The organism is Marinobacter gelidimuriae (assembly GCF_000372805.1).
In the GTDB taxonomy this organism is placed as follows: domain Bacteria; phylum Pseudomonadota; class Gammaproteobacteria; order Pseudomonadales; family Oleiphilaceae; genus Marinobacter; species Marinobacter gelidimuriae.
On record NZ_KB889882.1, the window covers coordinates 14,707 to 37,421 of the forward strand.

Consider the following 22,715-nt stretch of genomic DNA (forward strand, 5'->3'; position numbering starts at 1 on the left):
TAAACTGTTGAATCTCTCATCCATTGACCACAGGATAACGGCCACCGTGTTATTGCGTAATCACCCACGGAAGCATTCGCTTGGCCGCTTGCCGCGCTCGTTGGTCTGTCTGCTGAGCGGCGGACTTTTGGGTTGTGGCGGTTTGGCTGCGGCAGCACAACCCGCGCCATCGGCGGCTGAAATAGACTGGCGGCTGCGCGAGCAACTGCCTGCCAGCGCCCAGGCGCGCCTGCCGTCTTTTTGCGAGGGTGGTTATTTATCGGGCGGGAGCGCTGTTGAAGGCAGCGATGGGATGGTGTCGCAGCAAAGCGGTGCCGGGCAGCCGCTGCAAGCCAGCGGCCTGACGGCGCGCTATGAAATCGACAATGAATTGTACTTGCAGGGCGACGTGCGGCTGCGTCAGGGAAGCTTCCAGGTGTCTGGCACCGAGGCCCGATATCGCCAGGCAGAGGGCCGGGTGGCCATCACCGGTCCTTTGACGAGCCGCGGCCAAGGGTTTTTGCTGACCGGTGATTCCGCCAATTACAACGTCGAAAGCGGTCGCTTAGACATCAACACCGCAACCTTTTTGCTGCACGGGCCGGAGATGCGTGGCCAGGCAGAGAGCCTGGCCCGAATCGGCGATAGCGAAGTGGTTATCAGCCAAGGGCTGTTAACCACCTGCGGCCCGCAGCAGAACGACTGGGCCCTTGTAGCGCAAGAGATCCGTTTGGATCAGGCAAAAGGTTTTGGCACCGCCAAACATTTGCGACTGGAAGTATTAGACGTGCCGGTGTTTTATTGGCCCTGGGTTAGTTTTCCCATTGATGACCGTCGCAAGAGTGGTTTTTTGTACCCGGGATTTGGTACCTCCAACGCCGGCAACGGTGGCTTTGTGGCGCTGCCTTATTACCTGAATCTGGCGCCCAACTACGACGCCACCATTACCCCCCAGTTTATTGGCGGCCGCGGTCTGTTTACCGAAGTGGAAGGCCGCTATCTGAGTGGCTATGGCGAAACCTCATTGCAGCTGGGCTATATTGATAACGATACTTTTTTCCGCGATGAAAATCCGGGCGAAAATGGCCAGCGCTGGGCGCTGGGTGCCACCACCGAAGCGGCCTTGGGCCAAGGCTGGACGGGATACGGCGATTTTGCAGCGGTCAGTGATGACGATTACTTGAGTGACCTGAACCGCAGCCTGGATATCAGCCAGGCCACTCACCTTCAGCGCCGCGGCGGTGTTCGCTATCAGGATGCCAGTCAGTACTTCGATGCGTATCTGAACGATTACCAGACGGTGGCGAAACGCATCGCTGACGTGAACCGGCCTTACGCCCAGTTACCAGAGGTTTTGTATTCGGGCCTGACGGATGCCGGCGCCCTGGAGTTGGGTGTCGAAAGTCAGTACACCGATTTCCAGCGCGACAATGACAACCTGAGCGGCCTGGATCGAGCCAATGGTCAGCGCTTTCGCCTGATACCAGAGCTGGCTCTTCCGATGCGCGCGCTTTGGGGCTATAGCCGACCCTCCGTTAGCGTAGACTATACTCGCTATCGGTTAGAAGATTACACCCTGGGTAGCGGTAACCTTGACCGCACGGTTCCTGTGGCTGAGTGGGATAACGGCTTGTATTTTGATCGTCAAAGCAGCCTGTTCAACGTACCGTTTAACCAGACTCTGGAGCCGCGGTTGTATTACGCCTGGGCCGACGCAGATGCTGACCAGAACCGCATTCCTGATTTTGACACGGATTTGAAGTCGTTCCGCTTTGACCAGCTGTTTCAGCGTAACCGCTTTACCGGTGGCGACCGGGTAGGCGATACCAATCAGTTAACGGTGGCATTGACCAGCCGTTTTAACGATCTGCTAACCGGTGCCGAACGTGCCCGTTTCAGTGTGGGCCAGATCCAGTATTTTGAAGGTCGTGACGTCAGTTTGTTTGGCGTGGGTGCGGAAGACCGCAGCCGGTCGCCGATAGCGGCTGAAGTGGTGCTGAACCCGCTGGATACTCTGGAAATTCGCAGTTCCCTGCTGTGGGACCCAGACGCTAACCAAACCGAGGAAGGCCGCAGTCAGTTAACCTTCCATTCTCGCGATTACCGCTATCTGGCCAGCGTGGGCCACACCTACAGCAAAGGCACTACCGCGGCGACCCAGCTGGAACAGGCCGATGTGGGCGTGGTGTTCCCGGTCAGCAACCGCCTGAGCCTGATTGGGCGTTGGGTGCACGACACCGATCTGGACCGTACCGTGGGTTCGCTGGCGGGAGTGGAATACAATAATTGTTGCTGGAGTCTGCAGTTGGTACACCAGAATTACTTTACCGACGATCAAGAACTGGACAGCCGTATACTGTTCCAGATCCAGCTTAAAGGCCTGGGGGGCACCGGCGGCGCCTCTACCAGCATTGCCGACGCCATTTATGGTTTTGATGAGCGCGAGAGCCGCCGCTTTAGTGCGCCGTAACACAATTTTGGAGCTTTTAAACGCTATGCCACTGTTTAACAATGAGGTGACTATGAAGGCGACCTTTCGCCACTGTGTAACAACCCTGATGCTGGTGTTGGCATTGCTGCCGCTGCCGCTGGCGGCTCAGGCCGAGCGCAAGCTGCTGGACCAGGTGGTTGCGATTGTCGATGACGACGTAATTCTGGCCACCGAGCTGGACGCCCGCATCAACACCATTGTTACCAGGCTACAAGCCCAGGAAACAACGTTGCCGCCGCGCAGCTTGCTTCAGGAGCGGGTGCTTGAGCAGCTGATTACAAAATCGGTGCAGCTGCAGATGGCGGGCAAAATGGGCATGCGCATCAGCGATAACGAACTCAACGAAACCATGATCAGTATTGCCGGTCGCAATGGCATGAGCCTTGAGCAGTTCGAACAGCAGTTGGTTAGCGAAGGCGTCAGTTACCGTGACGCCCGCGAGCAGATCCGCAATGAACTGCTTACCAGCCGGGTTCAGCAGCGCCAGGTAGGCAGCCGTATTCGGGTAACAGACCGCGAAGTGGAAAACTACCAACAGGCGCAGCAAGCCGGCGGTGGCAATACCGCCGAGTATCGCCTGGCTTACATCTTTATCGAAACCGAGGACCCTGGCAGCGATACGTCGGTAGAAACCGCTCGCAGCAAAGCCGAGACACTGCGCCAGCAGATTGTGGAAGGCCGGGATTTTCGCGCGGTTGCGGTAGCAGAATCGGATGCCAGCAACGCCCTTGAGGGCGGTGACATGGGCTGGCGCGCCGAAAGCCAGCTGCCGTCGTTGGTGGCTCCGGTGGTGCCAGACCTGGTGGTGGGCCAGCCGTCTGAAGTATTACAGAATAGCAGCGGCTTTCACTTAGTGATGGTGATGGAACAGCGCGGTGGCGAACAGCAGAAACTGGTTCAGCAAAACCGGGTAAGGCATATTCTGGTGCAGCCGTCTGACGCGATCACTGAAGCCGAAGCCGAGGAGAAAGTCCGCGACCTTTTTGAAAAATTGCAAAACGGCGCTGATTTTGCCGAACTGGCCAAGGCCGAGTCTGACGACACAGTGTCGGGTTCTGACGGCGGTAATCTGGGTTGGGTAAATCCCGGGCAGATGGTGCCAGAATTTGAACAGGCCATGCAAAACGCCACCGTGGGGCAGATTGAAGGCCCGGTGCGTTCCCAGTTCGGTTGGCATCTTTTGCAGGTGCAAGAGCGTCGGCAGAAAGACATGAGCGACGAATTCCGCGAATCTGAAACCCGCCAGACCCTTTACCAGCGAAAGTTTGAAAATGAACTGCAGAACTGGCTGCGGGAAATTCGTGATGAGGCATTTGTCGAGTTCAAGCCGGGCTATGCCGAAAGCAGTGACACTGAGGCCGCCGCCGACATAGATGAAAACGCATCATGAGTGAGCGGATTACCCTGGCCCTGACCGCTGGCGAGCCCGCCGGCATTGGGCCTGAATTGTGCCTGCAACTGGCGGGTCAGGAACGGCAGGTAGGCATTGTCGTGGTGGCCAGCCAGCCGTTGTTGGAAGCCCGTGCCCGCTTGCTGGGGTTAAGCGTTCAAATGATAGCCTGGCAGCCAGGCATGGCCGCCAGCACTGCCGCCGGCGAGCTGTCGGTCATGCACGTTAACGGCTGTAATAGTCATCAGGCTGGCCAGCTGGATACCGGCAACAGCCAATATGTGCTGGATACCCTGACTTGCGCTGCCGAAGGCTGCCTGAACGGCAGTTTTGACGGCATGGTGACCGCACCGGTGCATAAGGGGGTGATTAACGACGCAGGCATCGCCTTTAGTGGCCACACCGAGTTCCTGCAGGAATTGTGTGGTGTTGAGCGGGTGGTCATGATGTTGGCCACCGAAGAATTGCGGGTGGCGTTGGTAACCACCCACTTGCCCCTTAAAGACGTGTCTGCTGCTATAACGCCCGAGCGCCTGAGCCAGGTGGTGAGGATTCTGGACGCTGACCTGAAAACTTTTTTCAATATTGCCCGGCCGCGCATTCTGGTGGCCGGACTGAACCCCCACGCGGGTGAAGGCGGGCACTTGGGGCGTGAAGAAATCGAAGTGATTGAACCCACGCTGGCGCGGTTGCGCGCCGAGGGTATAGGTCTGACGGGTCCGCTACCAGCAGACACTCTATTTACGCCGCACTGGCTTGATAACGCCGACGTCGCACTGGCGATGTTTCACGATCAAGGCCTGCCAGTGTTGAAATTTCAGGGTTTTGGTCGCGCGGTGAATATCACCCTTGGCTTACCCATTGTGCGCACCTCGGTGGACCATGGTACCGCGCTGGATTTGGCTGGCACCGGAAAAGCCGACGGCGGCAGCCTGTTAACAGCCATTCGCGTGGGTGAACAAATGGCCCGTGGTTTGCGCGCCAATCAGATGAAGAGAGAAATGCCGTGAGCAGACAACCACCCGGCCATCAGGCCCGCAAACGCTTTGGCCAGAACTTCCTGCACGATCCTGGCGTTATCGAGCGTATTGTCCGCTCTATTGCCCCCAAGCCCGATCAGTCCATTGTTGAAATCGGCCCTGGCCTGGGCGCCATCACCGAAGAAATTCTGGCGGTGAATCCGCGCCTGCAGGTGTTGGAGTTGGATCGTGACTTGATTCCGATATTGCGCACCAAGTTTTTTAACTATCCGGAATTCCGCATTCACCAGGCCGACGCGCTGAAGTTCGATTTTAACGAGCTGGTGGGCGAACAGCCGCTGCGAATTATTGGCAATCTGCCCTATAACATTTCAACACCGTTGATTTTTCACTTGCTGGCCCACAGCGGTGTGGTTCAAGACATGCACTTCATGCTGCAAAAAGAAGTGGTGCAGCGTATGGCGGCGGTTCCGGGCGATAATAATTATGGCCGTCTTGGCATCATGACCCAGTATTTCTGCAAAGTGCAGCCGCTGTTTGAAGTTGGGCCAAGCGCTTTCCGCCCGCAGCCAAAAGTGGATTCGTTCATTGTGCGGCTGGTGCCGCACGCCACCTTACCGCACCCGGCTAAAGACCTGGGTACGCTGCAGGCGGTGGTGCGCAGTGCGTTCAACGCCCGCCGTAAAACCCTGCGCAAGGCCCTGGGCGGTTTTGTTACCGCCGCCGAGCTCCAGCAGTTAGGGATCAATGATGGCCTGCGCCCGGAAAATCTTGGTCTGGCAGAGTATGTCGCCATCGCTGACTATCTGGTGACACGCGCACCTGGTGCTGACCTCGATGCGCCCGGAGCCAGCGATGAGTGACCTTCAAGGAGTGACCTTCGATGAGTGAGTATGCCGTTGGCGACATTCAAGGGTGCTACGACGCTTTGCAGCAGGTTTTAGACAAGGTCGGATTCTCGCCGTCGCGGGACCGCCTTTGGGTAGCGGGAGATTTAATCAACCGCGGTCCGCAGTCGCTGAAAACACTGCGCTATATCGCCAACCTGGGCACCAGCGCCGAGGTGGTTTTAGGCAATCACGACTTGCACCTGCTAGCGGTGGTTATGGCAGACCACAAGACAAAGCGTAAAGACACTCTCGACAGCATTTTAACGGCGCCCGATCGCGATCAGCTTCTGGATTGGCTGCGCCAGCAGAAACTGTGCGTTTATGATCCCAAGCGTGATCTGTTTATGGCCCACGCCGGGCTTCCTCATATCTGGACGGTGGAGCAGGCCTGCACCCACGCGCGCGAAGTAGAACAGGTGATCCGTGGCCCGCAAGCCGCCGAATATTTTGCCGGCATGTATGGCAATCAGCCCGCAGGCTGGCAACCTGGCCTGAGCGGCATGGACCGCTGGCGGGTGATCACCAATTACTTCACCCGCATGCGCTTTATCTCCGCCGATGGCGCTTTGGAATTGACGGCCAAAGAATCGGTGGACACCGCACCCGCGGGCTTTGCGCCCTGGTTTGACTATGCCCGCGACGACAGCACCCGCGTGGTGTTTGGCCATTGGGCCGCGTTAGAAGGCCACACCGGGCACAAACGCTTTATCGGCCTGGATACCGGCTGCGTTTGGGGCGGAGCACTGACCTTGATGGACCTGGATAGCGAGGAGATCACCTGCTGTGACTGCTAAGCGTTCTGAATCGGGACTGGCTGGCCACGCAGACGGGCAGGCCATAGCTCGTCCGGCGTTGATGATTTGGGCCTTGGTGACCGGTGCTCTGCTGGCACTGACCGCGGTGATGGCGGGTGCCTTTGGCGCCCACGGCCTGCGCAATGTGGTTGATGCTCGCGGCCTGGAAGTGTTTGAGATGGCGGCGACTTACCAGATGTACCACGCCCTGGGGCTGATTCTGGTGGCCGTACTGGCCGGTTTTGGCTTATCGCGCAAACTGCTGACGGTGGCGGCGGCTTTCATGCTCGCCGGTGTGGTTTTGTTCAGCGGCAGTCTGTATGCGCTGGTGCTGGTCCAAACCAAGGGTATTGGCCTGATTACGCCGATTGGCGGGGTATGTTTCATGCTCGGCTGGCTGCTGCTTGTGGTGGCGGCACTCACATGTAAAGCGCATTCAAAACGGATTGAATAAGGTAACGGCTATGAAATTGACAGTAAACGGCGAGCCAATGGCGCTGCCAGCTGGCGCCACCGTTGGTGCCTTAATCGAACATCTGGGTCTGGTGGGTAAGCGTCTGGCCATTGAATTGAACGAAGACATAGTGCCGCGCAGCCAGCACGCAGACACGGCTCTGGCTGAGGGCGATCAGGTAGAAGTGGTGCGCGCCATTGGTGGCGGCTGACCGTTAATAACCAGACGCTTTGCGCAGAATCTCACGCACAGGCTGCCACAGCTTGGGTGCGCTGATCAGGATATCTTTGCCCCATAAGTCCGCGGGTTGATTTTCGGGTACCTCGCCGAAGTGTCCGGCGCGGGCGCCGGCCTCTATGGCTATCAGCCTTGCGGCGGCAAAATCCCAGGGGCTGACATTTTCGTAGTACACATCCAGCCGGCCGCAGGCCACCCAGCATATATCCAATGCCGCAGAGCCGATTCGGCGTAAATCACGGCATTGGTGAATCATCGCATCCAACCGCTCTAACAGCGGTTCCAAGGCGTCTTTTGTATAAGGGAAGCCGGTGGCAAACAATGCCTGGCGCAGTTCGCTGGCGTTGCTGTGGCGGATCGCATGGCTGTTTAGGGTTGCCCCTGCACCGCGGGTAGCGCGGAAGGTTTCACCTTTGCCGTTCTGGCCGGCGAAGGGTGCGTGCACAACGCCTGCCTGCACTTGGCCGCGCTCGGCGTAGGCGATGGAAACCGCAACTTGTGGGTGGCCGTAGGCGTAGTTCACGGTGCCATCGATCGGGTCAATCACCCACAGCGGCGTATCGATGTGCTCGGCCTGAGCCAGGTTGGGCATGGTTTCTTCCGACAGAATGCGATGTTCCGGAAAGCGTCTGCGGATGGCACCGGTAATGAACTCGTCCGCCATTACATCGGCGTGAGTCACCAGCTCGGTTTGCTGTTTGTAATCGGTCCGCAGGGTGTTGTGATCGCGCTCGTGACGAATCAGCTCTCCGGCTTCAAGGGCCAGGGCTTGGGCGAAATCGGTGATCTCGTGCAGGGAAACAGAATCAGACATGGCGCCTCCTGGCCGTTGGAACAGATGAACGCATCGGTTTAGCATGTTGCCTGCGGCAAGCGGATCGCCGCGTACCGTCGCGTACACCAAGGCTGACCCTAAAACGGTGCTCAAAGCCGGTGGGTATCAAGTTCGGTGTGCACTATTTGCCGGCCCAACATAATGATGCGCCCGCTGTAGCGTTCTTCGCCGGTGCTGGTGAAGTCAAACATGAAACGTCGCCATACCCGCAACTGTCCGCCGCTGTCGCGTTTTACCCATACGCCGCGCAGATACACAGCTTCGTCCAGCAGCATCACATCCATGGTTTTGCAGTAGCGCTTGGCCGCAATCAGCACTCCATCTTTGATAGCCGTGGCCCGCCACCAGTACCAGGTGGCGAAGCCAAGAACAAACAGCCAAAACAGATTGAGCAGCGTCAATGCGAATTAGCTGGCTGGAGCGTGGTTGGGCTGATCGCGATTTTCTCCATTGTCATCCTCATGCTTGTCTTTGCTGGCGGCGTTGTGGTCCCGCGCCAGCAGCACGTAAAACGCCGGCAGTACAAACACAGTGAGCAGAGTACCAATGCCCAGCCCGGCCGTAATAGTGAGGCCGATCGCGAAGCGACTTTGAGCACCCGGTCCGGATGCCAGCAGCAGCGGTACCATCGCGAAGATCAGCGCCAGTGACGTCATGATAATAGGCCGCAAACGAATAGACGCGGCTTCCACCACTGCATCCAGTTTGTTCAGCCCTTTGCCTTTCTGCAGCTGGTTGGCGAACTCCACAATCAATATTCCGTTCTTGGACACCACGCCTATCAGGGTAATCAGACCTACCTGGGTGTAGATGTTCATGGTAGCAAAGCCCAGCACAATAAACGCCATGGCTCCGGCTACCGACATGGGCACTGAGATCAAAATGATCAACGGGTCGCGCCAGCTTTCAAACTGCGCCGCCAGCACCAGGTAAATCACCAATAGCGACAGGAAGAAGGTCACCATCAAAGCGTTGCCCTGTTTTGCTTGCTGACGGGTTTCGCCCTTGTAGTCAAAACCAAAGCCTTGGGGGAAAATATCCGCCGACGTCTGCTCCATGAAATCCATGGCGGTGCCAGCGGCCACACCGGGCGAAACCACGCCTTCAAGGGTCAGCGAATTTTGTTGGTTGAACTGGGTACGGTTCGACGGTTCTACATCGCGGCTGAAAGACACCACGCTGGATAAGGGCACCAGGGCGCCGTTGTCGGCCCGAATGTAGTAATCCTTCAGAGCTTGTTCGTCTGTGCGGAAGTTTTGATCCACTTGGGGAATAACCTTATAAGAGCGGCCTTCCATACTGAACCGGTTAACGTAACCGCCGCCGAGCATACTGCTCAGCTGCTGGCCTACGTCTCTCATCGACAGGCCCAGATCTGATGCCCGATCACGATCCACATCGATGCGGGTAACCGGCTTGTCAAAGCTGATGGACTTGCGTAGAAACATGAAGTTGCCACTTTGCATAGCCGTACCTACCAGTTCGTCGGCAATGCTGCTCAATTGCTCGTAACTGCCGCCCGTGGTCACTACAAACTGAAACGGCAGGCCGCCGCCAGAACCGGGTAGGGACGGACGGGCAAATACTGCCGTTTGCAAACCGGTCACTTTACTCAGTTCAGCGGTCATCTTAGGCTGCACTTCAAACTGGGTTATGTCGCGCTCTGCCGAGGGCTTCATTTTTAATCCGCCAAACACTGCGTTTGGCGCAGTGAAGCCCAGAACCATAAAGTCTTCGTAGTAGCCGTCGACTTCTGATAGTCGCTCTTGAACTTCTTTACCGTTTTCGAGCAAATAGTCGAGGGTGGCGGTTTGGGGCCCCAGACCCTGGTAGAACAGAATGCCCTGATCTTCGGTCGGCGCCAGTTCATTCTGGCTCATGGTGACCATGAAGTAGATTGAGCACAATATCGCCAAGGCAAAAAACACCACCACCGACTTGGTTTTCATCAGCGACACAAGGGCCGTGGAATAGCCATTGGCTATGCCCTGGAAGGTGCGCTCTACGATGCGTTCGAATTTGCCGGGATCGCCGTGGGGTTTAAGAACTTTGCCTGACAGCATGGGCGACAGGGTCAAGGCTACAATCCCGGAAATCACCACGGTGCCAGCCAGAGTAAAGGCGAACTCGGTGAACAGTGAGCCTACAAGGCCCCCCATAAACCCGATGGGCGCATACACCGCAACCAGGGTTGTTGTCATGGCAATAATGGGCACGGCCATTTCACGGGCGCCATGGATGGCGGCATCGTATCGTGATTCGCCGTTCTCAATGTGCCGATGAATGTTTTCCACCATGATGATGGCGTCATCCACCACCAGGCCGATCGCCAGTACCATTGAAAGAAGGGTCAGCAGGTTCAGCGAAAAGCCGAACAGCAGCATCACAAACGCACCGCCCACCAACGATAGTGGAACCGCAATGGCGGGAACTACAGAGGCGCGCACAGAGCCCAGGCATAAAAACACGACGATCAAGACAATCACCAGTGCTTCGGCCAGGGTTTTAATCACTTCGCTGATGGATTCCTCAATAAACTGTGAGCCATCGTAGGCCAGCTGAACCTCAAGGCCTGAGGGCATCTGGCTGCGAATACCCGGCAGTTCATCTTTTACCAGCTTGGCCACGGTTAGCGGGTTAGCGCCCGGAGCTAGTTCAATGGCGGTGAAGGTGGCTGGAATGCCTTTGTACATGGCTAGCTGGTCGTAAGATTGTGCGCCCAGTTCAACCCGCGCAATGTCCTGCAAGCGGATCTGGGTGCCGTCTTTCTGTTTTACCACGAGCTGTTTGAAATCTTCAGGGTCGGCAATGTCGGTGTTGCTGGTCAGCGCTATCTCGGTAAACTTACCTCTGGTGGTGCCAACCGCGGCCTGATAGTTATTCGCGCGCAACTGATCGACAACCTCTACCGGGGTCATGTTCACCGCAGCCAGGCGTTCCGGGTCAAGCCATACCCGCACAGCAAATGTGCGCCCAAGTAACTGGGCCTTACCGACGCCGCTAAGCGCTTGCAATTGGGGTTGCACAACCCGGGTCAAGTAGTCGGTAATTTGCGGTACGCTTAATGCGCCTTCACTGTAAAACGCGATGTACATCAGTGCCGTGGAGTCGCCGGTGCTGGAGCTAATGACCGGGTCTTGGGCTTCAGTCGGCAGCACGTTACGTTGGCTTGCCACTTTCGACTGGATTTCAGCAAGGGCCGCGTTGGCGTCGTAGTTCAGCTCCATGTAGGCTTCAATGGTTGAAGAGCCTTGGGCACTGGTTGAAATCAGATAGTCGATACCGCTGGATTCAGCGATGGCCTGTTGAAGTGGCGTGGTGATAAAGCCTTTAATCAGATCTGAGCTGGCGCCCGGATAAGCAGTCGAGACGGTAACGGTGGTGCTTTCTAATTGCGGATACTGGCGTATTTCCAGGTCCATGGCCGCGCGAACACCCAGCAGCAAAATTAGCAGGCTTACGACGGTTGCCAGCACCGGGCGCTGGATAAATATGTCGGTGAAACGCATTATTCAGACGCCTCCTGTTGACCCTGGCTGGCGTTCTTTTCAGCGTTGTCACTGTCGTCCTGAATCTTCACGGGCTGGCCCGAGCGTAGTCGCAGCAGGCCCTTGGAGACGACCGTTTCGCCCGCTTCCAGGCCCTCAAGAACCGCAACCCTGTCGTCACGGGCATCGCCCGAGCGAACACTGCGACGATTGACCACTTTTTGGCCTTGGTCATTGTCTTCTACTACAAAGGCGAAATCGCCATAGGTATTGTAGGAAATCGCGGTGCGTGGCACGGTCACTACGGTCATGTTGTCAGGTTGACGTGTGTTCACCGTGGCAAACATGCCCGGGCGCAGCAGTTGGTCGCGGTTGGCAAAGGAAGCGCGAATGCGCACGGTGCGTGTGTCGGCGCTCACCGAGGTATTAATAGCGCTGACGGTGCCGGTGAATTCGGTGTTTGGCACCGCAGCAACGGTCGTCACGACAGAATAGCCCACGGCTACGTCGGGTAAATTCTTCTCCGACAGGGTGTAATCAACGTAAATAGGATCCAGCATGTTGATTTCAACGATTGGCGTGCCGGTGGCAATATACTGGCCCTGATCCACCAGACGGATACCTACGGTGCCGTCAAAAGGCGCACGAATCACTTTTTTACTGAGCTGGGCTTCGGCCTCGTTAACCCGGGCGTTGGCGGCATCGTAGTTGGCTTTGGCTTGGTCATACTGCGACTGCGATACCGCGCGCTTCGGCAACAGATCGGCTATGCGTTTGAATTCCTGACGGGTAAGTTGGGCCTCGGCGCCGCGGGTGCGAAGAGCCGCTTCATCAATGGCAGCGTCCAGGCGAATCAGCACGTCGCCCTTGCTGACAAGGTCACCAGATTCAAAGTTGATCTGCTCAATAACTCCGGGCACTTCGTTGGCCACTTCAATGCCGTTGACCGCAACAATACTGCCTACAGCTTTCACAGAGGGTGTCCAGCTTTCGCTTTGTGCCTGCACTACAGAGATCTCAGCTGGAGGCTGTGGCTGCGACATCTGTTCCTGCATCTGGCCGGCCTGCCAAAATTTATAGCCAAAAATACCGCCGAAAACGACACCCAGAAATACAATTAAAATTACGAAGCGAAAAGCAGTACGCATGATGACAGACCCTGATGATTCAGATTACGCCCCGTATACGCAAGGGCATACTAATGACCGGGGGAATAGGTTAAGCCAGAAAGCATAGCATCCTATAAAAGTCGTTGAAACTTTCATCTGCTTTTATGGATAGGCTTAGGAGTTTGTGATGCTTGCACGGCATCTCCGCAACCAGATTGAAAGCTGCGTCTTATATGGCTTTATGCCGGCATTTGATGACAGACTTACGGTCGAAGTTACCATGGGGATCAGCGCATGCACTGGATTTTGGGAATTGCCTTGGCCGCCGGGCTGTTTGTGGTGTTGCGGCAATGGGGGACCTTGTCGCCAGAAAAGAAAAAAGCGGCCACCTGGAAAGCCATTCTTATCGGCGGTGGCGGTCTGTTGCTGCTGATGGTGTTGACTGGGCGCATTCACGTTTTGACAGCCGCTGTTGCCGCCTTGTTGCCGTTGTTAAGAAAGCTGCCTGCGCTGTTGCGATACCTGCCCTTTATTCAGCGCACTCTTAATGGTCAAGCTAGTAATGGTCAAGCTAGTAATGGTCAAGCCAGCCGTAATCAGGGTAGCACTGACGGTCAGGAGCGCCAGCGGACGGGCGCTGATGTGGCCGGGCAGGTCAGCGAGCGCGAAGCCTGCGAGATTCTTGGCGTTACGCCTGGGTGCAACCGCGATGACATCGTGATGGCCCATCGCCGGCTGATGCAAAAAATCCACCCCGACCGCGGCGGCAACGACTACCTGGCAGCGAAAGTTAACGATGCAAAGCGTGTCCTGCTGCATGGGGCCAAAACCTGAGGCTCAGGGCAGAATGTCCACCCGCACGCGAATCTCGCTGCTTCGATTTTCACTGCCATTAACTTGGTACACAATGCCGGAATTTTCACGGCTTTCGCTGCGGTCAACGCCACCCAGAGACACCCACTGCCCGGGTTGAACCTGGCGAATGGTCATTAGCGCTTCCGTGTCATAACCCGGCAGGGCGGGGGCGTCTTGCTCAAACGACATAATACTGAGTTCTATATTCTGCGGTGAAATCATCCGTGGAGTAACCACAAAGCCGCTGCGGGTTTCGCCGCGGGCTACAATTTTCTGCCCGACAACGGTGACATTCACTTCTTCGTAAAGATCACGAATTTGCGCAGCCACATCGGCAGCCGGGCGTTGGTTCAGGTTGTAAGCCCGGCTCTGGGTGGCGGCAAAGGCATTGGCTGAAACCAAAAACAGGAGGAACGTAATAAACAGCACCATTACGTTTGGCGCTGTGAGTCGGGAAATACTGGGACAAGTCATGGAGTACTCCGCGGTTTGGGCAGGTGCCTGCCATTGACACCGCCAGATAAAAACTTTGCATAAGCGGTTGCTAAGTTGAAAACAGGCCGGTTATAGTAAAAAGCATGAAGACTCAGCCAGCAATTTGCCAATTAAATGTTCAGCAAGCTTTCGGTATTGAACCGTCAGCGGCCGCATTGGCTGTTTCGTTTTGGTGGCGCGACTTTGGCTTTTATTTTAGCCAGACCCCGGGCCGCCCTTAGATCTTCATCACCGAACAACGAGGAAGGCAGCCCGGCAGACCACCCAGGCTGCCACCGGACTCAAAAACCCCGACTGGTAGCCCAGCCGGGGTTTTTTGATTTTGGAACAGGGAAACGGACACACCGCCATGAATATGCCATTAAGTGCTGTTGAGAATCCGATGGAGAATGCCGTAAAAAGCGCCGTAGAACATGCGGTAAAAATTGCCCCAGCCCGTCGCCGTGAGGTAGCTTTGCCCACGCCTGATCAGTTGCGCGGGGATTTTCCGCTGGTGGCGGAGCTTGAGGCGCAGGTTGAACACCAGCGCCAGGCGATTCGTAATATCCTCAACGGAGCGGACGACCGCCTGCTGGTCGTGATCGGGCCATGTTCCATTCACGACGAAGTGGCCGCCCTGGAATACGCGCAAAGGCTGAAACAGCTTGCGGCGGATGTAAGTGACCGTATGTTGATTGTGATGCGCGCCTACTTAGAGAAACCCCGCACCACAGTTGGCTGGAAAGGCCTGTTATACGATCCTGAGCGCAGCGGGCAGGGCGATTTGCATCAGGGCTTGGTACGCTCGCGGCAATTGTTGCTGAATCTGGCGGCCACCGGCCTGCCGCTAGCCACTGAAGCGCTGAGCCCGTTTGCTATGGATTATCTGGGAGACCTGGTGAGCTGGACGGCTATTGGTGCCCGCACCACGGAGTCGCAGCTGCATCGCGAAATGGCCAGCGGCTTGCCAATGCCGGTGGGTTTTAAAAATGGCACCGACGGCGGCATCGCGGTGGCCACCAATGCCATGCAGTCCGCGGCCCACGGCCACCATCATCCAGGGCTGTCTGCCAGAGGCACCCCGGTCATGATTTCTACAGAGGGCAACGCTGACACCCATCTGGTTTTGCGTGGGGGTCGCGGTATCACCAATTACGACAGCCACAGCATTGCCCGCGCGACCCATGCGCTGCAGCAGGCAGGCCTGAATCCGGCGGTGATGGTGGACTGCAGCCACGATAACGCCTGCAAGCAACACGAGCGCCAGCAAGAGATAGCCCGCGATGTTGTCGCCCAACGGCGCGCCGGTAATCGCCACATTTGTGGGCTAATGTTGGAAAGCTTTTTACAGCCGGGCCGCCAAAACGACGGCGCTGACCTTCAATACGGCTGCTCGATTACCGATCCGTGCCTGGGATGGGAGCAGACAGGGGCTCTGATCCGCTCACTGTAGACAGCAATAACTGACCGGCCAAAAGCAGCAGCACGCCGCCCATCAGCCGGTCCAGCCAGTGACCGAAACGGTTAAAACCTTTGCGTACCCTCGGCTGGCTAAAGAACACAGTCACCAGGCTGAACCACAAAAAAGTGGCCAAAGCCATGTACAGGCCATAGCCGGCTTGTACAAGAACCGGTGTGCCGGGGCTGATAATCACCGAAAACAGCGAGACAAAAAAGAGCGTGGCTTTGGGGTTGAGCGCGTTCGTCAGAAAGCCCAGGCGCAGCGCCGCCAGGCGACTTTGGTGCGGTGCTTTTGCAGCCTCCACGTAAACCCCTCCGGCCTTGGCACGCAGGCATTGCACCGCAATCCATGTCAGATACAGAGCACCAATTACTTTCAAAATGCTGAACAGCAGCACCGATTGCTGAATAAGCAGCCCTATGCCCAACAGTGAATAAGCCACATGCACTAAAATTCCCGCGCCTATGCCTGCGGCCGTTAACAGCGAGTTTGAGCGGGTTTGGCACAGTGCCTGGCGCAACATAACCGCGAAGTCGGGCCCAGGGCTGGCGACCGCCAGAAAATGCACTAGAACGACGATCAGAAATTCTGGCCAGAACGTGTTCATGCCACGTGCTCCTTGTGTGGGTCTGTAAGGGGTCAGTATTGTGAAACACAACGCATTGATATGCCAAGTACAAACGGCTGCTATAGTGATTGTTCACGATACGTTCACAAGGAGGCAGTTATGAAACAGCGAAAGGTTAAGGTCGCCATTATAGGTGCCGGCACCGCCGGCATGGTTGCCTACCAGCGGGCGCGTAAACACACCGATAGTGTGCTGTTGATTGAAGGTAACCGATACGGAACAACCTGCGCCCGGGTAGGATGTATGCCCAGCAAACTGTTGATCGCCGCCGCTGATGCGGCCCATGCAGCCCGCAGCACAGGCCTTTTCGGAATAACCTGCCCCACAGTTGCGGTTGATGGTAAGGCGGTGATGGCTCGGGTGCGATCGGAGCGTGATCGGTTTGTTGCATCGGTGGTGACGTCAGCAGAAAGCTATCCTGAGCAAGGTCGGTTGTTTGGCAATGTGCGTTTTGCATCGCCGCACTGCTTAATGGTGGGCGATCATACCGAGGTGACGGCTGAGCGCATCGTCATCGCGACCGGCTCGCGTCCCAATATTCCCGGGTTTTTGAAAGAAGCCGGAGATCGCCTGGTGGTTAATGACGACCTGTTCGACTGGCATGATTTGCCGGCCTCGGTGGCGGTGTTTGGTCCCGGAGTGATTGGTCTGGAGCTGGGCCAGGCGCTGGCTCGGCTGGGCGTGCGCATTCGCATGTTTGGCGTGGGTGGAAGCCTGGGGTCGTTGCAAGATCCGCAGTTGCGGGACTACGCGCTAAAAACCTTTAACCGCGAGTTCCCGCTGGACCCCGACGCCGATGTCACGGCGGTTGCGCGCAGTGCCGAAGGTGTCTTGATAAGCTTTAAAAACGCCGACAGTAAGATCGTGACCGAAGAATTCGACTACCTGCTGGCAGCAACCGGTCGGCGCCCGAATATTGACGGGCTGGACATACAAAACGCCGATCTGCAGCTGGACGAACACGGCGTACCGGTGTTCGATGGTTATACTCTGCGCTGTGGCGACAGCCACATATTCATTGCTGGCGATGTTAACAACGAAGCGCCTTTGCTGCACGAAGCCGCTGATGAAGGCCGTATTGCCGGCAACAACGCCGGCCGCTACCCGGATGTTCGCGCAGGTTTGCGCAAAGTGCCGCTGGCGGTGGTGTTTACCGACCCACAGATTGCTTCGGTGGGGCTGACGATCCAGCAGGTGGGCGAGCGTTGCCGCGGCCATTACGTAGTGGGTGAAGTCAGTTTCGAAAATCAGGGCCGCAGCCGGGTGATTGGTAAAAATCGCGGGCTGTTGCGGGTGTACGGCGAACACGGTAGCGGTTTGTTTATGGGCGCCGAGATGTTTGGCCCTGCCGCCGAGCACATTGCCCATTTGCTGGCCTGGTCGGCTCAGCGCCGAATGACGGTGACTGAAATGCTCGACATGCCGTTCTATCACCCGGTGATTGAAGAAGGTCTGCGCAGTGCCTTACAGGACCTGAGCCGTAAACTCAGTATGGGCCCTGCTGCTGACAGCAATTGCATGGACTGCGGTCCGGGCGTATGACATTTAGCCGGTCTGGATTAACGTTTGTTATGGAGCTTGGGCGCCACACTGGTGTTAATGTCATTGAACGTCAAGGAGACGAATATGAGTAAGAACTTTCTTGGTTTGGATACTGCGAAAACTCAAAAGCTGGCGGATTCGCTGAATGACTTGCTGTCGTAACTATCAAATATTTTACATGAACGTGCGTGGTTATCACTGGAACATCAAGGGCGATAACTTCTTTGAGTTGCACGTTAAATTTGAAGAACAGTACGACGCGTTGCTGCTGAAGATTGATGAAATTGCCGAGCGTGTTTTGACTCTGGGCCACCACCCCGCCCACGCTTACAGCACCTACATGGAGCGGTCTGACATCCCCGAGCGTAAAGACGTGTCTAACGGCAAAGACGCCGTGCAGAACATAGCAGAAAGCTTTGTAAAATTGATTGGCAAGCAGCGCGAACTGCTGAGTTTGGCCAACGACGCTGACGATGAAGGCACCGCGTCGCTGATGAGTGATTACATTGCCGAACAGGAAAAAACCTTGTGGATGTACCGCAGCTATCTGGGTCAGTAAGCTCCGGTTAGTGCTAAAAATGGCGGCCACATGGCCGCCATTTTTTTAACTGCTAGTACGAGGAGCTCATGCCGAACCACTCGGGGAAAATCACAATCAGCGCCAGCACAAACACCTGCAGGACGATGAATGGAAGCACCCCCTTGTAGATGTCGATCGTTCGCACTTCCGGTGGTGCGACCCCCCTCAGGTAGAACAGAGAGAACCCGAAAGGTGGGGTCAGGAAGCTGGTTTGCAGGTTCATGGCGATAAGAATGGCAAACCAGAGCATGTTGATGCCCAAGGCTTCGGCCACCGGTGCCAGAATGGGCACGATGATGAAGGAAATTTCGACAAAATCGATGAAGAAGCCCAGCACCATAATCACCAGCATGGCAAGGATGATAAAGCCCCATTTCTCGCCCGGCAGCGCCAGCATCCACTCTTCCAGCAGGTAATCGCCGCCGGTGTAGCTGAAGACCATAGAGAAGGCAGTTGCACCGACCAGGATGGCGAACACCATGGCCGTCACTTTGACCGTGTCTTTCGAAGCATCCCAAACCATCTGGAATGAGAATTGCCGGTAGATTATGGCGAGAACAATAGCGCCAACACCACCCAGTGCTGAGGATTCTGTGGGTGTCGCAATGCCGGTAAAGATCGAGCCAAGCACAATGACAATCAGTGCTAACGGCGGAATGATCGCCAGCAGCGCGTTCATGATTTCCTTTTTACGGGAAATGCTGCTGTCCTCAGGCATGGGCGGAGCCGTTTCGGGCTTGAAGCGGGTCATGATCAGGATATAGACAATATAGAGCCCGATAAGAACCATGCCCGGTCCGACGGCGGCCTTGAACAGATCGCCGACTGGCAGCCCGAGCACATCGCCCAGAATAATCAGAATGATCGACGGTGGAACGATCTGGCCCAGCGTACCCGCCGCACAGATGGTGCCGGCTGCCAGGCGCTTGTCGTAGTTGTGAGCCAGCATGACCGGCAGGGAAATCAGGCCCATCGCCACCACACTGGCGCCCACAACGCCGGTGGAGGCTGCGAGCAGGGCGCCCACTAGAATGGTAGAGATAGCCAGGCCACCGGGCAGGCCGCCAAACAGACGACCCATGGAGGTAAGCAACTGTTCGGCCAGGCGTGTACGCTGCAGGACGACGCCCATGAAGATGAACAGGGGCACAGCCATCAGAACCGTATTCTGCATGACGCTCATGATGCGATAAGGCATAAAGGCAAACAGATCCATGCCTTCTGCAAACACACCAAAGAACAAAGCAAGACCGCCAAAGGTGAAAGCGACAGGGAAGCCCAGCATCAGCATGAAGAGGGCGACAGCGAACATAATCATGCCAATCATGCGAGTCCTCCCGCACTGTTCTCGCCTTCATACTGTTTTTCGCCAGACATAACGCGAAGGGCGAAGGTGGCCATGTTGAGGCCCGCGATGGCGATAAAAAACGCTGAGACTGGAATCACGGCTTTGATAATCCAGCGATAGGGCAGACCACCCGGATCACCGCTGCCCTCACCCAGACTGTAGGAGTCTAGCGCGAAATCGTAGCCGTAAAGGCCGATCAGATAGGCGAATGGCACCACAAAGAGCAGGGCGCCGGTCAGGTTCACCCATGCCTTGGTTTTGTTGCTCCAGAGTGTATAAAGCACGTCAACACGCACATGGCCGTCAGTGCGCAGTGCATAGGGAATACCAAACAGGAAGACCACCGAGTAGAGGTGCCATTCCATCTCTTGCATCCCGATAGACACTTCGTTGAACGCGTAACGTGCAACAACGTCGTAAAAAACGTTACCGGCCATCAGCAGCATTGCGACACAGGCAACCCAGCCGCAGAAATTGGACAAGCGCGCCAGGCCCTCATCGACCTTTATGATCCACTGCATTCATAATCCTCCGCCAGAAGGGCTGGCGATCCTGCTATCGCTATAAACAAAAAAACCGGGGTCGCCTTTAGAGCGATCCCGGCTCCATTACAGCCTGTATCTTACTCGACTGTGCCCATGGTGTTTAGGTATGCGCGCTCGGAAATGTCTGTGTAAGCGCGTGAATCCTTCAGATAGTCTTCCTGGGACTTAATAATCTTCGCCGCGAGCTCGTCACCGGTCGCCGCCTCTTTCAGCAGCTTGTTGTTAGCCTTGTACATGGCTTGGAACACATCGTCCGGGAAATTCTTGATCTGAACGTTCGGGTACTCGTTCTTGATGCTTGCCCAGGCCTTGGCGTTCTCATGCTGCGACTGGATCAGCATGTCATAGGCTGCGGTGCGCATGGAGATCCGCAGGATTTCCTGAAGATCTGCCGGCAGCTTGTCCCAGACTTTCTCATTGACCAGGAACTGTAGCTCGGTCGCAGGCTCGTGCCAGCCAGTGTAGTAGTAGTCAGCAATCTGCTGGAACCCCAGACGCAGGTCCAACGCCGGACCAACCCACTCAACAGCATCGATGGTGTTCCGCTCTAGCGCAGTGTAAAGCTCGCCCGGAGCGATGTTGGTCGGGCTTACGCCTACCTCGGCAAATACCTCACCGGCGAAACCGGGAATCCGCATCTTCAGACCTTGCAGGTCCTCAACAGATTTGATTTCCTTTCGGAACCAGCCGCCCATCTGGACGCCGGTATTGCCGCCCGGGAAGGACTTCAGTCCGTAGGGCTCATACACTTCCTGCATCAGCTCCATACCGTCGCCGTAGTAGAACCAGGCGTACTGCTCAAGAGCCGTCATGCCGAAGGGCATGCTGGTGAAAAACAGGGTGTTGGGTACTTTGCCTTTCCAGTAGTAGGAGGCGGAATGACCCATGTCATACTGTCCGGCCCTTACCATATCAAATACGCCCAGCGGGGCCTTGTGCTTGTTAGCGGAATCAATCCGGATTTTCAGGCGGCCATCGGACATTTTCTCGGCCATGGCAGCCATGTTTTTCGTAGTGTCACCAAAAATCGGGAAGTTAGGCCCCCAGGTTTCTGCCAGCGTGAGGGTAAATGTGTCCTGAGCCAGTGCGTGTGTAGGGGCGAAGGTCGCTGCCACCGCGAGTATCGCCGCGGAGAAAATGGAACGAATCATCATTGTTTTTGCTTCCTTTTATAATTGTTTTGCGCTGAGTCTGCGTTCTGTTACAAACGCGATAAAACTGACTTACATTATCAGTTATTTTTAATCGATGGAACGAAAAACATAAGGCATTAGATATAGGTCGTAGGTGCTGTAACGGCCCGGGCAGTGTTCGCGCGCGTGCGCCACGCCCAGGGCCGCAAGGCCGTGCAGGGCGTCCAGGCTGCCTAATCTGGAACCGGAAGAGGAACTGGAAGAAGGGCTGGCCATGGGCGGTCTCGTCACGGATTCGGCTTATAGTAGCCTGCTTTGCGTTTCGGCAATACGGCCCAGCTATACGGTTACCTTGTCCGCGCTATACGATGTGTTCATCATTCCGTAAAACCGTCGGGTTCAACGCAGGCAGCCGCAGGGAGATTGGTCATGGCAGCAGAGCTGGGGATTATTGAGGGCTTCTATGGCCCACTGTGGAGTTGGGAGCAGCGCCGGCAATTGGTGCACAGGCTGGCGCCTCACGGTTACAGTTTTTATCTTTATGCGCCCAAGGCCGATGCGTTTTTAAGGCGGCGCTGGCGGGAGCCATTTCCGCCCCAGGCTGCCGCGGAAATGGCTGCCTTCGCCAGCTTCTGTAAAGCCGCCGGGGTGCGTTTTGGTGTGGGCCTGAGCCCGTTTGAACTGTTTAACAATTTTGATGAAGCCGGCCAGCAGTCACTGGCGCGCAAGCTGGCGTTTTTTGACCAGCTGGGGCTGGATGAACTGGCGATCCTGTTTGACGACATGCACGGCAGCGGGCCGCACACGGCGCAGGCACAGGCCGATATTGTGCACTGGGTTGCCGAACACTCCGCGGTTCGGCGTATCAGTGTGTGCCCGACCTACTACTCGGATGACCCGGTGTTGGATCGAGTTTTTGGCCCGCGCCCGGTGGACTATCTACACACTCTGGGACAGGCGCTGGATCCCTCCATACAGATATTCTGGACCGGCGAGGAAGTGTGTTCGCGGGAGATTTCACCTGGCCATTTAAAGCGGGTGGGGCAGCTACTGGGTCGCAAACCTTTGTTGTGGGACAACTACCCGGTTAATGATGGCGATCGTATGTCTCGCCACTTGCACCTGCGTGGATTTACGGGCCGCCCGGCGGCTAACGCTGCTTACATCGCCGGCCACGCCATTAATCCGGCGCTACAGCCAACGCTGACCTGCATTCCGGCCATTACCCTGGCGCAGAGTTATCAGCTGGGGCCGGATTACGAATACGGTAAGGCGTTTTATCGCGCCGCGCAGGAAGTTCTTGGGGCCGAGTTAGCGGATTGCTTGCAAGCAGACTTGTTGGTGTTGCAAGACGCCGGTCTGGAGCGCCTGTCCGCCGAACGGAAGCAGGCTTTGGTGCATACCTATGGCGGTTTTGACCACCCGGCAGCCGACGAAATACTGCGCTGGCTGGCCGGCGACTACGCCGTTACCAACGAAGTTGTAGCCACCCAATAATCTG

General features: G+C 56.4%; 21 protein-coding genes and 1 pseudogene. 12 read left to right on the plus strand and 10 right to left on the minus strand.

Going from position 1 to position 22,715, the window contains the following annotated elements; genetic code table 11:
* Positions 1–46 precede the first annotated feature (46 nt).
* From A3OI_RS0108775 to thiS, 7 genes are read left to right on the plus strand one after another with little or no spacing between them, the layout of a single operon-like run.
* Complete coding sequence (locus A3OI_RS0108775) at positions 47–2,449, plus strand: LPS-assembly protein LptD (RefSeq protein WP_018403915.1); 2,403 nt, start codon at positions 47–49, stop codon at positions 2,447–2,449.
* A gap of 52 nt (positions 2,450–2,501) precedes the next feature.
* Positions 2,502–3,860 carry a peptidylprolyl isomerase gene (locus tag A3OI_RS0108780; protein WP_040474989.1) on the plus strand — a complete coding sequence of 453 codons (1,359 nt, stop codon included), beginning with the start codon at positions 2,502–2,504 and terminating at the stop codon, positions 3,858–3,860.
* Positions 3,857–4,870 carry a 4-hydroxythreonine-4-phosphate dehydrogenase PdxA gene (gene pdxA, locus A3OI_RS0108785; RefSeq protein ID WP_018403917.1) on the plus strand — a complete coding sequence of 338 codons (1,014 nt, stop codon included), beginning with the start codon at positions 3,857–3,859 and terminating at the stop codon, positions 4,868–4,870. The genes A3OI_RS0108780 and pdxA overlap by 4 nt, the downstream gene beginning before the upstream one ends.
* Positions 4,867–5,703, plus strand: coding sequence for a 16S rRNA (adenine(1518)-N(6)/adenine(1519)-N(6))-dimethyltransferase RsmA (gene rsmA, locus A3OI_RS0108790; RefSeq protein ID WP_018403918.1), 837 nt, complete (start codon positions 4,867–4,869; stop codon positions 5,701–5,703). Before pdxA ends, rsmA begins: the two co-directional genes overlap by 4 nt.
* A gap of 20 nt (positions 5,704–5,723) precedes the next feature.
* Entirely contained in the window at positions 5,724–6,524 is an 801-nt protein-coding gene (locus A3OI_RS0108795; protein ID WP_018403919.1) for a symmetrical bis(5'-nucleosyl)-tetraphosphatase, read from the plus strand.
* On the plus strand, positions 6,514–6,978 hold the full coding sequence (locus tag A3OI_RS0108800; protein ID WP_018403920.1) for a DUF423 domain-containing protein: 465 nt from the start codon (positions 6,514–6,516) through the stop codon (positions 6,976–6,978). The genes A3OI_RS0108795 and A3OI_RS0108800 overlap by 11 nt, the downstream gene beginning before the upstream one ends.
* A gap of 10 nt (positions 6,979–6,988) precedes the next feature.
* The gene (thiS, locus tag A3OI_RS0108805; RefSeq protein ID WP_018403921.1) at positions 6,989–7,189 is read left to right on the plus strand and encodes a sulfur carrier protein ThiS; all 201 of its coding nucleotides are present in this window, start codon (positions 6,989–6,991) and stop codon (positions 7,187–7,189) included.
* Positions 7,190–7,192: 3 nt separating this feature from the next.
* On the opposite strand, the gene A3OI_RS0108810 is transcribed toward thiS, so the two are convergent.
* The 4 genes from A3OI_RS0108810 to A3OI_RS0108825 all read right to left on the minus strand — a co-directional run bounded on the left by A3OI_RS0108810 (position 7,193) and on the right by A3OI_RS0108825 (position 12,686).
* Positions 7,193–8,029, minus strand: a complete 837-nt coding sequence (locus A3OI_RS0108810) for an inositol monophosphatase family protein (RefSeq protein ID WP_018403922.1) — start codon at positions 8,027–8,029, stop codon at positions 7,193–7,195.
* Positions 8,030–8,139: 110 nt separating this feature from the next.
* Positions 8,140–8,451 carry a DUF3301 domain-containing protein gene (locus A3OI_RS0108815; protein WP_018403923.1) on the minus strand — a complete coding sequence of 104 codons (312 nt, stop codon included), beginning with the start codon at positions 8,449–8,451 and terminating at the stop codon, positions 8,140–8,142.
* 6 nt (positions 8,452–8,457) lie between these two features.
* A complete protein-coding gene (locus A3OI_RS0108820) occupies positions 8,458–11,559 on the minus strand; it encodes an efflux RND transporter permease subunit (RefSeq protein WP_018403924.1) in 3,102 nt (1,033 codons plus the stop codon).
* Positions 11,559–12,686: an efflux RND transporter periplasmic adaptor subunit gene (locus tag A3OI_RS0108825; RefSeq protein ID WP_018403925.1), complete on the minus strand. Its 1,128-nt coding sequence runs from the start codon at positions 12,684–12,686 to the stop codon at positions 11,559–11,561. Before A3OI_RS0108825 ends, A3OI_RS0108820 begins: the two co-directional genes overlap by 1 nt.
* Positions 12,687–12,941: 255 nt before the next feature.
* Between A3OI_RS0108825 and A3OI_RS0108830 the strand changes: the two genes are divergently transcribed.
* On the plus strand, positions 12,942–13,481 hold the full coding sequence (locus tag A3OI_RS0108830; protein WP_018403926.1) for a J domain-containing protein: 540 nt from the start codon (positions 12,942–12,944) through the stop codon (positions 13,479–13,481).
* A 3-nt stretch (positions 13,482–13,484) separates the two neighbouring features.
* Here A3OI_RS0108830 and A3OI_RS0108835 read toward each other — a convergent pair whose 3' ends face one another.
* Positions 13,485–13,976 carry a hypothetical protein gene (locus A3OI_RS0108835; RefSeq protein WP_026224096.1) on the minus strand — a complete coding sequence of 164 codons (492 nt, stop codon included), beginning with the start codon at positions 13,974–13,976 and terminating at the stop codon, positions 13,485–13,487.
* A gap of 370 nt (positions 13,977–14,346) precedes the next feature.
* Here A3OI_RS0108835 and A3OI_RS0108840 point away from each other — a divergent pair, with 370 nt between their 5' ends.
* On the plus strand, positions 14,347–15,429 hold the full coding sequence (locus A3OI_RS0108840; protein WP_018403928.1) for a 3-deoxy-7-phosphoheptulonate synthase: 1,083 nt from the start codon (positions 14,347–14,349) through the stop codon (positions 15,427–15,429).
* Here A3OI_RS0108840 and A3OI_RS0108845 read toward each other — a convergent pair.
* A complete protein-coding gene (locus A3OI_RS0108845; protein WP_018403929.1) occupies positions 15,374–16,045 on the minus strand; it encodes a LysE family translocator in 672 nt (223 codons plus the stop codon). The two genes, A3OI_RS0108840 and A3OI_RS0108845, sit on opposite strands and share 56 nt — an antisense overlap.
* Positions 16,046–16,165: 120 nt before the next feature.
* On the opposite strand from A3OI_RS0108845, the gene A3OI_RS0108850 reads away from it, so the two are divergent.
* Together A3OI_RS0108850 and A3OI_RS19685 are read left to right on the plus strand one after the other, a co-directional pair.
* Positions 16,166–17,608, plus strand: coding sequence for a dihydrolipoyl dehydrogenase (locus tag A3OI_RS0108850; protein ID WP_018403930.1), 1,443 nt, complete (start codon positions 16,166–16,168; stop codon positions 17,606–17,608).
* Between the two features lie 84 nt (positions 17,609–17,692).
* Positions 17,693–18,167, plus strand: a pseudogene (locus tag A3OI_RS19685) (Dps family protein).
* Between the two features lie 52 nt (positions 18,168–18,219).
* On the opposite strand, the gene A3OI_RS0108860 reads toward A3OI_RS19685, so the two are convergent.
* The 4 genes from A3OI_RS0108860 to A3OI_RS22695 all read right to left on the minus strand — a co-directional run bounded on the left by A3OI_RS0108860 (position 18,220) and on the right by A3OI_RS22695 (position 21,490).
* Positions 18,220–19,515, minus strand: a complete 1,296-nt coding sequence (locus tag A3OI_RS0108860; RefSeq protein WP_018403932.1) for a TRAP transporter large permease — start codon at positions 19,513–19,515, stop codon at positions 18,220–18,222.
* Positions 19,512–20,057 (minus strand): TRAP transporter small permease subunit, encoded by a 546-nt coding sequence (locus tag A3OI_RS0108865; protein WP_018403933.1) that lies wholly within the window; start codon positions 20,055–20,057, stop codon positions 19,512–19,514. Before A3OI_RS0108865 ends, A3OI_RS0108860 begins: the two co-directional genes overlap by 4 nt.
* Before the next feature lie 101 nt (positions 20,058–20,158).
* Positions 20,159–21,235, minus strand: coding sequence for a TRAP transporter substrate-binding protein (locus tag A3OI_RS0108870; protein WP_018403934.1), 1,077 nt, complete (start codon positions 21,233–21,235; stop codon positions 20,159–20,161).
* A gap of 87 nt (positions 21,236–21,322) precedes the next feature.
* Positions 21,323–21,490, minus strand: a complete 168-nt coding sequence (locus A3OI_RS22695) for a hypothetical protein (RefSeq protein WP_018403935.1) — start codon at positions 21,488–21,490, stop codon at positions 21,323–21,325.
* A 153-nt stretch (positions 21,491–21,643) separates the two neighbouring features.
* Between A3OI_RS22695 and A3OI_RS0108880 the strand changes: the two genes are divergently transcribed.
* A complete protein-coding gene (locus A3OI_RS0108880; protein ID WP_018403936.1) occupies positions 21,644–22,711 on the plus strand; it encodes a beta-N-acetylglucosaminidase domain-containing protein in 1,068 nt (355 codons plus the stop codon).
* Positions 22,712–22,715 lie beyond the last annotated feature (4 nt).

What these genes read in the sequence shown, in the direction of transcription:
- A3OI_RS0108795 (WP_018403919.1), top strand. Translation starts at nt 5,724, where the DNA reads ATGAGTGAGTATGCCGTTGGCGACATTCAAGGGTGCTACGACGCTTTG.
- A3OI_RS0108820 (WP_018403924.1), bottom strand. Translation starts at nt 11,559, where the DNA reads ATGCGTTTCACCGACATATTTATCCAGCGCCCGGTGCTGGCAACCGTC.
- A3OI_RS0108830 (WP_018403926.1), top strand. Translation starts at nt 12,942, where the DNA reads ATGCACTGGATTTTGGGAATTGCCTTGGCCGCCGGGCTGTTTGTGGTG.
- A3OI_RS0108865 (WP_018403933.1), bottom strand. Translation starts at nt 20,057, where the DNA reads ATGCAGTGGATCATAAAGGTCGATGAGGGCCTGGCGCGCTTGTCCAAT.
- pdxA (WP_018403917.1), top strand. Translation starts at nt 3,857, where the DNA reads ATGAGTGAGCGGATTACCCTGGCCCTGACCGCTGGCGAGCCCGCCGGC.
- A3OI_RS0108850 (WP_018403930.1), top strand. Translation starts at nt 16,166, where the DNA reads ATGAAACAGCGAAAGGTTAAGGTCGCCATTATAGGTGCCGGCACCGCC.
- A3OI_RS0108880 (WP_018403936.1), top strand. Translation starts at nt 21,644, where the DNA reads ATGGCAGCAGAGCTGGGGATTATTGAGGGCTTCTATGGCCCACTGTGG.
- thiS (WP_018403921.1), top strand. Translation starts at nt 6,989, where the DNA reads ATGAAATTGACAGTAAACGGCGAGCCAATGGCGCTGCCAGCTGGCGCC.
- A3OI_RS0108780 (WP_040474989.1), top strand. Translation starts at nt 2,502, where the DNA reads ATGAAGGCGACCTTTCGCCACTGTGTAACAACCCTGATGCTGGTGTTG.
- A3OI_RS22695 (WP_018403935.1), bottom strand. Translation starts at nt 21,490, where the DNA reads ATGGCCAGCCCTTCTTCCAGTTCCTCTTCCGGTTCCAGATTAGGCAGC.
- A3OI_RS0108845 (WP_018403929.1), bottom strand. Translation starts at nt 16,045, where the DNA reads ATGAACACGTTCTGGCCAGAATTTCTGATCGTCGTTCTAGTGCATTTT.
- A3OI_RS0108810 (WP_018403922.1), bottom strand. Translation starts at nt 8,029, where the DNA reads ATGTCTGATTCTGTTTCCCTGCACGAGATCACCGATTTCGCCCAAGCC.
- A3OI_RS0108860 (WP_018403932.1), bottom strand. Translation starts at nt 19,515, where the DNA reads ATGATTGGCATGATTATGTTCGCTGTCGCCCTCTTCATGCTGATGCTG.
- A3OI_RS0108835 (WP_026224096.1), bottom strand. Translation starts at nt 13,976, where the DNA reads ATGACTTGTCCCAGTATTTCCCGACTCACAGCGCCAAACGTAATGGTG.
- A3OI_RS0108870 (WP_018403934.1), bottom strand. Translation starts at nt 21,235, where the DNA reads ATGATGATTCGTTCCATTTTCTCCGCGGCGATACTCGCGGTGGCAGCG.
- A3OI_RS0108840 (WP_018403928.1), top strand. Translation starts at nt 14,347, where the DNA reads ATGAATATGCCATTAAGTGCTGTTGAGAATCCGATGGAGAATGCCGTA.
- A3OI_RS0108825 (WP_018403925.1), bottom strand. Translation starts at nt 12,686, where the DNA reads ATGCGTACTGCTTTTCGCTTCGTAATTTTAATTGTATTTCTGGGTGTC.